The sequence below is a fragment of the Corallococcus sp. Z5C101001 genome, assembly GCF_007352635.1.
GTDB lineage: Bacteria > Myxococcota > Myxococcia > Myxococcales > Myxococcaceae > Corallococcus > Corallococcus silvisoli.
Map to the genome: position 1 here is coordinate 421,284 of NZ_VKLU01000009.1, position 10,884 is coordinate 432,167.

Here is a 10,884-nt window from a genome sequence, read left to right on the forward strand (position 1 = left end):
GCGCGGCGGGCCGTAGGGAGGGCATGCCGCTCCCCTTCCGCGTCCCGGAGGTCTCCCACATGCGCCGCCCGATGCTGCCGACCCTGCTCCTCGCCTGTTCGCTGGCCGTGCCCGCCCTGGCCGCGGAGCCCGCGAAGGCGCCTGCCCACCGCATCTGCATCAACGTCAAGGATGGGAGCAAGGCGGTCCAGGGCACGAACCTGGTCATCGAGCCCGGAGAGAAGATCAAGGACGCGGTCGCGGTGGACGGCGACGTCATCGTGAAGAAGGGCGCGGTGGTGGACAACGACGTGGCCGCCGTCCGGGGCCGCGTCATCCTGGAGCCCGGCGCGCGGGTGAAGGGCGACGTGGTGTCCATTGGCGGCGAGGTGCGGGTACCCGCGGGCGCGCGCGTGGACGGTGACGTGGTGGCGCTGGGGGGCAAGCTCAAGTTGGACAAGAAGGAGGACGTGGGCGGCGAGCAGGTCAACTTCTCCCTGGTGCTCAACGGCGAGGACCTGGTGAAGGAGTTCATTGGCAAGGCGCTCGACAAGGATCAGAAGTGCCACATCCTCGATGACGACGACGACAAGGGTGACAAGGACGTCTGAGTCTCCCCTGTGGGAGGACGGCCCCCGTCACTTCCCTTGGGACGGGGGCCGGCTGGCAGTGCCCCCGGCCGTTCAGGCAACGGCGGGACGCCTCACCGGCGGATGCGACGGGGCCTCCACATGAGCCCTGCCATGAGCCACCCGCCGAGGACGACAGGAAGCGCGGTAGCGCCAGCGCTGCAACCTCCGGACTCGTCCTCCATGGGGGATGGCACCGTGCCGGCGTCGTGCCCGGAGCCTGCATCCAGCCCGGGTCCTGCGTCCGCCTCCGCTCCTGCATCCACCCCACCCGCGTCGCCCCCGGTTCCCGCATCCACGGACATGCCGGCGTCGGCGTCAGGCAGAGCCCGCACGGTGACGGTCACGGCTCGCGACTCGAGGCCCAGGGCGGACACCGTCAGCACGGCGGTATCGTCCGTGCTCGTCGCCGGGAGCGTGGCCGCCACCGTCACGGTCTTCGGCGTCTCCCCCTCGCCGGGCGCGAACGTCAGGGTGGCACCCTCGGGGAAGGACACCTCCGCGTCCCCCGAAGTCCTCGCCACGGTGACAGTCACGGGAACGGTCGTCGCGTAGGCCAGGGCCACGGTGAAGGCAGCCTGCGCCCCCTCATCCATCGCCAGCGATGACTCGGAGACCTGGAGCGACTGGGTTTCAGCCTCCACGGTGCGGGCCTGGACCGTCACGGCGGGAAACGCCTGGGTTGGCGTGAACGTGAAGCTGGCGTGCTCGACGTCCGCGTCCGCGTCCCGCGCCGCGCTCAAGGTCACGAACTGGGGAACGCTCCAGTTCTCACGAGTGAAGCGAAGAGAGCCGCCCTCCGCCACCGTCAGGTCTCCCTCGCCCCCTTGAACATCCACCTTGACCCAGACATCCACCGTCGGCGGCATCGCGAGGGACACCATGACTGTCTTTGTTTCACCCTCTGGAATGGAAAGGTCGAGGGGAGACACGATCAGCGCTTGAGCTACTGGCACAGGGGTTACCCGGAGAACCCCTCCTTGGTAGGACAGAAGATACAACGCGCCATCGGGCCCTTCGTTCACATCGACGAAGCCAGCACTAGGCTCACGATTCACGATGATGTCCTCCGTGGCCACGGAGCCATCCGCAGCGAATCGGATTCGATGAAGCATTCCGCGGAAGTCCGTGAAGAGATAGTTTCCGCGATAGCTTTCGGGGAAGCGCAAGCCCTCATAGAACATGCCTCCCATGATGAACTCGCCTTGTGACCTCCGCAGGAGGCCGCCACCGCCGCTCACTGCGTCAGGCTCCGGCTGGTCCACGGTGAACGTCCGGCTGTCGGGATGCCCCGTGACATAGAAGTCACCATTGAAGCTCGGGTCTTCCACGTCGACGATCGTGAGTCGAGTCCCCTTCCGGTAAGCGTAGGACTCATAATAGGTGCCCCCCAGCGTGAAGGTCGCGACGCCGTTCTGCCGCACCGCGCCCGCCTGCTGCGCGAAGGGATACTCGTCAAAGACGCCATTCGGGAGGTACGAATGCACTGGCGCGAGATAGCCTTCGGGCTGGTTGTTCTCATACGGGCCCCAACCTCCGTGATCGCCCCGGCTTACACTGAAAATCTGATTGGCCATCCGCCCCGAGACGTTGGCCCAGAGGCGCCCCGTCCCCGGTTGAAAGGCAAGCCCGTAGAGGTTGCGGAAGCCCCGTGCCCAGGTGCTGTCCACGTTGGGGCCGTCCCCGTCGTAGAAGGGATTGTCCGTGGGGATGGTGCCATCTGGCCGCACCCGGTGGATCTTGGAAGTCGGCTGGGTCAGATCATCCTCGGGCCCATAGCCATGCAGGTCACCGACTCCGAAATACAGCATGCCGTCCGGGCCGAAAGTGAGACCGCCGCCATCATAATCAAGGTCCCCTGCTGGGATGTCCGCCACGATGACAGTGCGGTCCACGCCTATGCCGCCAGCGTCGGTATAGCGGAAGATCTGCAGCTTGAAGTTCGGCAGGGCCGCGAAGAAGTAGACGTAATGATTGTTCGCGAAGTCCGGATCGAATGCGATCCCCAGCATCCCCTGTCGTTCGTAGTGATTCAGGTGCTCGGAGATGAATGACGTGGGGGACTCCACGCCATTCACTATCACGCGGACCTCGCCGCGCATGGTCACGACAAACAGGCGACCGGAGTCATCCGGGGCCCATGCCATCCGTGTAGCCCCATAAATCGATTCGGAGATGTAACAGAGCGCAACTTCAAGATCGGGCGAGTCCTCCTCAGCTTGTGAAGATGTCGCCGCCAGCACTGACAGAGCAAGCAAGGGAAGGAATGATCGCATGGGCCACAACCTATCGTCATTCCTCGCTGGGCCGTCATGACTGTTGCGTGGTGAAGATTCTTGCAAATGCAAGGGCCGACTGGCGGGGGCTCATTGCCCTGGTGGCGCTGGACGAAGAGATGACTGGGGCCTTTTAACCCCATGTCTGCGTTATGATTGGCTCCGCCGATTGAGCGTCACGCCCCAGATACCCACCTTGCCGTCGTCCATTCCCCAGCACACGGAGCGTCCGTCGGGAGAGAAGTTCGCGGAGCTCCCCTGCAGGTCGTCCAGGTCTGAATAGTCAAAGAGGCGGCGCCCATCCCGGACGTCGATGACCACGAACGCGCTCGTATCGGGACTCGCCGCCAGCAGGGAGCCCTCCGGATTGAACTCCAATTGCAGCGCCCCCGAGGCAGGGGCTTCGACGACCCGCACGGTCTCCAATCCCGGGAGGCTCAGGAACACCAACTCCCCCGAACTCGTCGCGGCGACCAGCGCGTCTCCCGTTGGCGTGAACGCCACGGCCCACGTCCGCTGGGCGTCGAAGGTACGGGCCTCCAGCAGCCGTCCACTCCTTCCGTCCCAGAGGCGCAAGGACGCGCGCGTCGCTGCGCCGTCCCGCTCCTCCGCGAGCCCCACCGCCGCGAACCGGCCATCCGGCGAGAGCGCGCAGCCGTAGTGGTACGCAGGGTCTTCCTGGCGCCACGCCAGCCAGCTCCGCTCCAGGTCCCAGAGGAGGACGCGTCCCTGGTAGGCCGTCAGTAACAATCGCGTTCCATCCGACGACAGGCACGCGCTGGAGACAGACCCTCCAGTCTCGGTCGAGGACAACAACCGGCCCTCCGCCACCGACCAGGTCTGGAGCGTGCCCCGAGAGGTCACGGACAGCAGGCGCTGGGAGCCAGGCAGGAACCACGCGGCCACACAGCCAGACACGGCGCGCGAGACAAGCGGTGCGGTTTCTTCCGATTGGAGATCCCACCAACGCAGCGGCGTGCCACCCTGCCGTTGAACCGAGACCAGGTAGCGCGAGGTCGCATCCCAGCGCAGCCACTGCCTCCGCGAGTACGGGGACAGCTCCGGTTCGCCCAGCGTCCGCAGCAGCGACAGGTTCCGTGCGGTGTCCGGTGTCAGCGGGGAGGAAGGCGTGAGCATCGCGAGGTGCCGCGCGGGGAGTTCGGCCGGCGCGAGGCCGGCCCTGGTTAGCACCCTGGCCATGCTTCGGCCCAGTGCGGCGTGCTTGGTGCCGCGACGAACGGCCGGTGGCGCGGAGGGACTTGAGTGACGCGGGACACTGGCCCTAAGACGCGTCCGCCCCGCCCCAGGGGTTCGGTTCCGAGGACCTCCATGTTCAAGAAGATCGCCATTGGCTTCGCCGTCGCCCTACTGCTGCTGGTCGGCGTCATCGCCACCCGCCCCTCCACCTTCACGCTGTCGCGCACCGCCACGGTGCCAGGAACGCCCGACATCGCGTTCGCGCTGGTGAACGACTTCCACCAGTGGGGACAGTGGTCCCCTTGGGAGAAGCTCGACGCCAACTTGAAGCGCGTCTACGGCGGCGCCGAGTCCGGCGTCGGCGCCACCTACGCCTGGGCAGGCAACTCCGATGCCGGCGAGGGCCGGATGACCATCGAGGAGAGCAAGACCGACGAACTCATCCGCATCAAGCTCGAGTTCATCAAGCCCTTCACCGCCACCAACACCGCGACCTTCGCGTTCAAGCCCGTGCAGGATGGCGTCGCCGTGACGTGGTCCATGTCCGGTGAGAACAACTTCATGAGCAAGGCGTTCTCGCTGTTCTTCGACATGGACAAGCTCGTGGGCAAGGACTTCGAGAACGGCCTCGCCAACATGCGCACCGCCGCGGAGGCCGAAGTCGCGAAGCGCGCGGAGGCCGAGGCCGCACGGAAGCTCGCCGAGGCCAAGGCCGCTCAGGAGGCCGCCGCTGCCGCCGCCGCCGCTGCTGCCGCTGCACCGACGGAAGGCGCTCCCGCCGTCGCCGCGCCCACGCCGTAGCCCGGAACAAGAAAGGGGCGGCCGTCGTCCGGCCGCCCCTCCCCTTCAACTCAACCCCTCACCACTACTTCGTGAAGGTGATGGGCCCCGACGACAGCGTGGTGTTGTTCGCGCCGTCCACCGCGCGCACTCGCCATGTATGCGTGCCCGTGGCCAGGCCGTTCACCGTCGTCTGCTCCGTGCCCACGCCGTAGACCTCGAACTCCCACAGCGAGTAGCCGTAGGCCGTGGCGCGCTGCACACCCCGCATGCGCACGTAGCGGCCCACGCCAGCCACCGTCCAGTCGTCGATGCCGCCGTCGCCAGTGTCCACTGTCTTCAGCGCCACCCAGTTGGTGCTGCCATCCAGTGAGGCCTCCAGCACGTAGCGTCGGCCGTAAGCGGCCTCCCAGTTGAGCACGATCCGCTTGAGCGAATAGATGGCACCCAGGTCCACCGTGATGGACTCGGTGTCGCCCGTCGTCGCCGTGCCGACGCTCGACCAACGCGTCGTCAGGCTGCCGTCCACCGCGTCGTTCGCGCTGCCGAACTCCACGGACGAGGCATACGCGTTCTTGCCCAGCGCCAGGTTCGTCCCCGCCGCCACCGGCGTGCTGCGCAGGATGGAGGGGCTTCGGTCCGCGCCGTCCACGATGAGGACGTACTCGGCCACGCCCGCGCCCACGTCCGTCGTCTGCTCCCAGATGAAGCGCGTGGACGTGCCGGGCACCGCCTGGCCCGCCGACGGCGACAGCGCCGCGAAGGCCGACGGCGGCGTCGTGTCGTTCAGCGTGAAGGTGAACGTGGAGGACTGCGTCACCCCGTTCGCCCAGTTGAACGCCTTCACGAACCAGGTGTGCGTCCCGTTCGCCAGCTTCAATCCGTCCAGCGCCGCCGACGGCGTCTTGGTGATGGCCACCGGCATCGCGCCACCGTCCAGATACACTTCGTAGCGCTGGATGCCCGTCTGCGGGTCGCTGCTCGCCGTCCAGGTGAACGCCGGACGCGTGCCGGTGATGACTAGGTTGTTCGACGGCGTCAGCAGGTTGAACGCCACCGGCGGCGTTGCGTCCGTCAGGCCAAAGCCCTGGATGCCGGAGCCGTACTGGAACAGCGGATTGCCATACGTGGGAGGCACCGGCAGGCCCGCCGCGATCTTCTGGCGGATGGCCGTCCGCTCCGCGTCCGTCGCGCCCAGGTCGAAGGGAAGGTCCCACCTCTCCAGCTGGCCGCTCTCCACGTCCGTGCCAATCTGGTTCATGCCGCGCGGCAGCTGCCACGGCGTCTTGCCGCGAGGCAGCACGTCACCGAACAGCACGTCCGCCACCGCGTAGCCCCCCATGTCGCCGGGGCGGTACGCGATCATCAGCGCGTTGGAGATGGGCATGACGTTCGTCAGCACGTAGGGCCGGGGCATGATCATCACCACCGTCGTGGGGATGCCCCGCGACTTGAAGCTGTTGATGATGCCGAACTGGTCACCCCACTTCGCTTCGTGCGCCGGGCCAATCGGGTCGCCCGGCAGGTACGGCTTCTCCTTGTCCCACTCGGTGCCGTGCGTGAAGTAGCTCTCGCCCACCACCACGATGGCCGCATCCGGCGTGACGCCTCCGGGGGCGTTGTCCTTGTAGACCGTCAGCCCCGCGGCCTCCGCGCGCGCCTTCACCGCCGCGTAGATGGTCGGGTCGCCGAACTCGGTGCCGTGGAAGTCCGAGCGCCAGGTCACCATGCAGGACATGTCGTCCGCGCGAGGGCCCGCGATGACCACCTTGCCGCCCGCGGGCAGGCGGATGGGCAGCGCGCCATCGTTCTTGAGCAGCGTCATGGCCTCCTGGGACGCACGGCGCACCGCGGCCTTGCTGTCCGCCGTGTGCCACTGGGAGGTGCCCGCGGGGCCCTGCTTGTACGGGTCCTCGAAGATGCCCAGGCGGAACTTCAGGTCCAGGATGCGGCGCACGGAGTCGTTGATGCGCGCGACCGGCACCTCGTTCTCGAAGTTCGCCATCGCGGACGGCGTGGCGCCGCCCATCACGTCCGAGCCCGCCGTCGCCGAGCGCACCCACGAACCCGACGGCAGCCAGTCCGAGCAGATGACGCCGTCGTACTTCAGCTGGTTGCGCAGGTAGTTGAGGATGCCCGGGTTGTCACCCGCGCCGTAGCCCTCCGGCCCCAGCAGCCAGCTGCCGGCGTAGCCCGGCATGATGCCGCTGGTGCCCGCCTCGATGGCCGCGTGCCACGGACGCATGTGGTAGTGGATGGTGGTGCCATCGTAGGTGATGCCCGCCTCGCCGCCGGCGCCCTGGCCCGGCCAGTGCTTCGTCGTCACCCAGATGGAGGACGGGTTCACCTCCGGACCGCCCTGGAGGCCCGCGATGAGCGCGCGGGTGATGCCCGCCGCCAGGTCGGCATCCTCGCCATTGCCCTCCTGGATGCGCGGATAGAGGACCTTGGTGTTCACCTCCGCCAGCGGGGACAGCGTGCCGCGGCTGCCAATGGCGAGCTGTTCCTTGCGCTGGATGTCGCCCATCTCGTGGATGGTGTCCAGGTCGCGCGACGCGGCCAGCGCGGGCTGCGTGGGCCAGCTCGTCTTGTACCCGTGGATGGAGTCACCCGCGTCGATGTGCGGGATGCCCAGCCGCGTGGCCGCGGACGCCTTCTGGAACATCGGGATGTCGGTGGGCGACAGCGGCCCCATCTGGAAGCCCGCCTCCGGGTACACCTTGGCGTCGTAGAACATCTGGAGCGCCTTCTCCCGCAGCGTCATCCGGCCCAGCAGGTCATTCACGCGCACGGAGATGGGGTTGTGCCAATCCTCGTACGGCTCGATGGTCCCATTCTTGTTCAGGTCGCGCATGCCATTGATGAGGTTGACGCCGTCCGCCTGCGTCTCCACCACCGGCAGGTACACGCTGAAGTTGCCGATGTCGGAGCGCGACGTGGCGCCGCCCGACAGCGTCGCCACCACGTACCACTTGTACGTCCAGCGGTCCGGCAGGTCCTCCGTGAAGGTGAACGACGTGCCCGTCTGTGACGCCACCTGCGTGTACCGGTCCAGCAGGTTGCCCGCCGCCATCCAGTCGTAGTCGTTGCGAGTGAGGTTCACGTAGAGCTTGTAGTTGGTCGCGCCCGTGACCGTGGCCCAGGACAGCGTGGGCTTGCGCGTCGCGGTGATCATCGCGCTGTTGGCTGGCGCGGTCAGCCGGAACGCCCCCGCCACCGGCAGCGGCGCCGGCGCCACGTACGGGTCCGGGATGATGGTCGGGTCGCGAGGATCCTGGCCACCGCCGCCCGTGGAGTAGATCTCCACGTTCCAGTCCGCGCCCTGGACCGCCAGCGCCGTGACGGACTGGGCGCGCTGCTGGGTGCCATTCACATCCACCACCGCCAGCCGGATGTCCGTGTTGGGCTGGGTGGGAGAGAACTGGTTCTTCGACAGCGTCACCGTCGTGTTGGGCGGGAACGTGAGCTGGTAGGTGAACGGCCCGGGCGGGTTGCGCACGGACGGCGTGGTGTTGCCTTCCTCCGGCACCGGCGTCACGGAGAGGGGCGCGGGCGATACATTGATCTTCGCATACGCCAGCTCCGGGAAGTTCAGCTTGATGGTCTGGTTGGTGGTCTGCGTGGGCGGCGGAGTCGTGCCCCCGGACTGGTAGACTTCAAAGGACCACAGCGAATAGCCATAGCCCGTGCCGCGCTCCGTGCCACGCATGCGGATGTAACGGTAGGTGCCGGAGACAGGAATCTCCCGGCGGCCGATGGCGCCGTTGGTCACCGTGTTGAGCGTGGTCCAGCTGGTGTCGTCGTTGGAGCCGTCGATGGTGTACGTCTTGCCGTACGCGCCCTCCCACTCCAGCACCACCTTGCCCACCACCTGGGGCGTGCCCAGGTCCACGCGGATCCACTGCGGATCCACGCCCTGCACGGAGGCCCAGCGCGTGTTGATGTCGCCGTCGAACGCGAAGCCCGGCAGGAGGTACACGGAGTTACCCTCCACGCTGGACGCCGTCGCGGGCTTGTTCTTGGCCAGGTCGCCCGTGGTCGTGCCGCCGCCCGTCTCATAGACAGCGAACTCCCACAGCGAGTAGCCATAGGCGGGCAGCGCGCGGGTGACGCCCTGCATGCGGACGTAGCGGCCCGTCGTGCCAGCCGGCAGTGTCAGGTCATCCACCCCGCCGTCGCCATTGCTCACCACCAGCGCGTCGGTGAAGGTCGTGTTGTTGTTGGAGACCTGGATCTTGTAGCCCGTGGCATAGGCGGGCTCCCAGGTCAGCACCACGCGCGCGATGGTTCGCGTCTGGCCCAGGTCCACGGTGATCCATTCATTCTCCGTGAAGCCGCTGGACCACCGCGTGCCACCGTCCCCATCCACCGCGTACTGGCCCAGGAAGGGCCCTTCCGCGGACGACGTGAAGGTGGGCCTGTTCAGCGCCACGTTCGTCTGGGCATGGGCTTCGGAAGCACCCAGGGTGGACAGCAGCAGCAGCACCGCCGCGAACGCGTTCAAGAGCCAGACGCGCGGTGCTGGTGGAAGGCATGGGCTGACGCCCCTGCTTGACAATTGCGATGAATATCCAGACATTGGGGGACGACTCCTTGAGTAGGAACACGGCGACACACGCGTTCGCGCGCACGGCCAGGGCGCGCGGCGGACGCAGGGAACTGCCCGGCGGGAGTACTGCCTTCCCTGCCCTGCCGACACCGGGCGCGGGGGCGCGCTGGTGTCGTCAGGACAAAGCTCGGGCGCTCCGGCTGTCACACGACGACAGCCGGCCCACCCTTCCTGGCACTGCGTTCCTGCCTAGTTCGCGGTGAAGTACAAGTTGTCGAGCAGGAGAGACTGCCCCGTGGCTCCACCTTCGGCGCCGAAAGTGAACGGGGATGAGACGTCATTGAGCTTCAGGCCCGCCGCGACGAAATCCGCGACGGGGATGGCCAGATGGTGCCACGCGCCGTCATTCGCCCAGCCGTAGCGGGTCGCCGCGAGCGGATAGCCCTTCTCGTTCGTGCCCACGCCGGAGGACATTCCAAGCTTCACGTTGGCGAAGCCGGCATCCGTCGACTTCATGCTGACGTGGAGCGTCTTCCACGCATCGAAGTTGCGCGACGTCTTCCAGTGCACGCCGAAACCCAGCCACGCCTTGTTGTTCCACAGGATGCGGCTTGCGATCTTGCCCTCCACGCGGTCCGCGTCGTCCTCCACGTAGACGGTGTTGTCGTAGAGGTAGAAGTTGGTCTCCGCGTTGTCGAGCAGCACCTCTTCGGAGCGGCCCATCTCGTAGAAGATACCCACCATCATCCGGCGCTGCCCCGCGACGTAGGGGTCGGGCCCGGGCAGCAGCTCCGCCGCCGGGTCCGAGCCTCCGTCAGGGTTGCCCGGCAGCTCCTGCCCCGTGTAGTCCGCCGGGCCCGGATCCGGGCGGCAGGCAGCGAGCAGCAACAACAATCCCCACGCAGGCTTCTTCATGGCTTCACCGCCCGGTCCGCACCACTGGAGGTCTTCACCATCACCCAGCCGCCGCTGACGCTGCCGCCCAGCTCGACGACGCCCTTGTAGGAGGGCGTCGCCAGCTCGTAGGCCACCGTGCCGGACGCGTCGTACGTCACCGCGTCCGGGAAGTTGTCGAGCACGGACTGGAAGGCCTTCACCGCCATCTCCCGCGCCTTCGGCAGGCTGGCTTGATCCGCCAGGCCCCGCTGGTAGATGGCCGTCAGGTTGAGCGCCGTGTAGTACTGCGCCTCTCCATACGGGCCGTTCGCCAGCACCGTGGCCCACGCGTAGTAGGCCGCCACCGGATCCGCCCCGGACTGGATCTTCCACTTCGTCTCCGTGCCCACGCCCGAGCCCGCGAAGGGGTTGTTCGGGTCGTCCAGCACGGACGTGTTCGGGTAGATGCCCATGGCCGGGTCGGTGACGGTGAAGGTCAGTCCGTCCAGCGACTTGCCATAGAGGATGGTCGGGTCGTCGTAGCAGCCGGACAACGAGGCCACGGCGGCGGTCAGCAGGAAACCGGTCCTCATGATGC

Annotated in this window: 7 protein-coding genes; 2 read left to right on the forward strand and 5 right to left on the reverse strand. The window is 67.3% G+C overall.

What is annotated here, in order from left to right; genetic code table 11:
- Positions 1-59: 59 nt before the first annotated feature.
- Positions 60-590: a polymer-forming cytoskeletal protein gene (locus FOF48_RS22160; protein WP_143904735.1), complete on the forward strand. Its 531-nt coding sequence runs from the start codon at positions 60-62 to the stop codon at positions 588-590.
- Positions 591-682: 92 nt separating this feature from the next.
- On the opposite strand, the gene FOF48_RS22165 is transcribed toward FOF48_RS22160, so the two are convergent.
- On the reverse strand, positions 683-2,884 hold the full coding sequence (locus FOF48_RS22165) for a sorbosone dehydrogenase family protein (protein WP_143904736.1): 2,202 nt from the start codon (positions 2,882-2,884) through the stop codon (positions 683-685).
- A gap of 150 nt (positions 2,885-3,034) precedes the next feature.
- Positions 3,035-4,021, reverse strand: a complete 987-nt coding sequence (locus FOF48_RS22170; RefSeq protein WP_143904737.1) for a WD40 repeat domain-containing protein — start codon at positions 4,019-4,021, stop codon at positions 3,035-3,037.
- Between the two features lie 192 nt (positions 4,022-4,213).
- On the opposite strand from FOF48_RS22170, the gene FOF48_RS22175 reads away from it, so the two are divergent.
- Positions 4,214-4,882: an SRPBCC family protein gene (locus FOF48_RS22175; protein WP_143904738.1), complete on the forward strand. Its 669-nt coding sequence runs from the start codon at positions 4,214-4,216 to the stop codon at positions 4,880-4,882.
- Between the two features lie 64 nt (positions 4,883-4,946).
- Here the strand turns inward: FOF48_RS22175 and FOF48_RS22180 are convergent, their stop codons facing one another.
- From FOF48_RS22180 to FOF48_RS22190, 3 genes are all read right to left on the reverse strand, one after another.
- Positions 4,947-9,440 carry a discoidin domain-containing protein gene (locus FOF48_RS22180; protein WP_143904739.1) on the reverse strand — a complete coding sequence of 1,498 codons (4,494 nt, stop codon included), beginning with the start codon at positions 9,438-9,440 and terminating at the stop codon, positions 4,947-4,949.
- Positions 9,441-9,659: 219 nt separating this feature from the next.
- Positions 9,660-10,325 carry a hypothetical protein gene (locus tag FOF48_RS22185; RefSeq protein WP_143904740.1) on the reverse strand — a complete coding sequence of 222 codons (666 nt, stop codon included), beginning with the start codon at positions 10,323-10,325 and terminating at the stop codon, positions 9,660-9,662.
- A complete protein-coding gene (locus tag FOF48_RS22190) occupies positions 10,322-10,879 on the reverse strand; it encodes a hypothetical protein (RefSeq protein WP_186002017.1) in 558 nt (185 codons plus the stop codon). The genes FOF48_RS22185 and FOF48_RS22190 overlap by 4 nt, the downstream gene beginning before the upstream one ends.
- Between the last annotated feature and the right edge of the window lie 5 nt (positions 10,880-10,884).